The 733-nt window shown below is 44.3% G+C and carries 1 pseudogene; it reads left to right on the plus strand.

Annotation, left to right across the window (positions count from 1 at the left end):
• Positions 1 to 64 precede the first annotated feature (64 nt).
• Positions 65 to 733, plus strand: a pseudogene (locus EDI28_RS28140) (hypothetical protein); the annotation flags it as partial.

Here is a 733-nt window from a genome sequence, read left to right on the forward strand (position 1 = left end):
ATAGTTTTTTCCAATGCAATAAAGTTACATAGTGTCTATTTTTCKTTGATAAAGGGGYATTTCCATGGGTTTGCCTTGGTATCGTGTTCATACTGTTGTATTGAATGATCCCGGTCGKTTRCTTGCTGTYCATATAATGCATACWGYTCTRGTTGCTGGTTGGGCYGGTTCGATGGCTCTATATGAATTAGCAGTTTTTGATCCYTCYGAYCCCGTTCTTGATCCAATGTGGAGACAAGGTATGTTCGTTATACCTTTCATGACTCGTTTAGGAATAACCAATTCWTGGGGCGGTTGGAATATTACAGGGGGGACTATAACGAATCCGGGTCTTTGGAGTTACGAAGGGGTAGCCGGAGCACATATAGTGTTTTCTGGTTTGTGCTTCTTGGCAGCTATTTGGCATTGGGTATATTGCCTTATGGACTAACCGGGTGATGAACGTACAGGAAAACCTTCTTTGGATTTGCCCAAGATTTTTGGAATTCATTTATTTCTTTCAGGRGTGGCTTGCTTYGGTTTTGGCGCATTTCATGTAACAGGRTTRTATGGTCCTGGAATATGGGTRTCCGAYCCTTATGGACTAACYGGAAARGTACAAYCYGTAAAYCCRGCGTGGGGYGTGGARGGTTTTGAYCCTTTTGTTCCGGGAGGAATAGCCTCTCATCATATTGCAGCGGGGACGTTGGGCATATTAGCGGGCCTATTCCATCTTAGTGTTCGTCCGCCTCAA

This window comes from Photobacterium chitinilyticum, from assembly GCF_004104355.1.
In the GTDB taxonomy this organism is placed as follows: Bacteria; Pseudomonadota; Gammaproteobacteria; order Enterobacterales; family Vibrionaceae; genus Photobacterium; species Photobacterium chitinilyticum.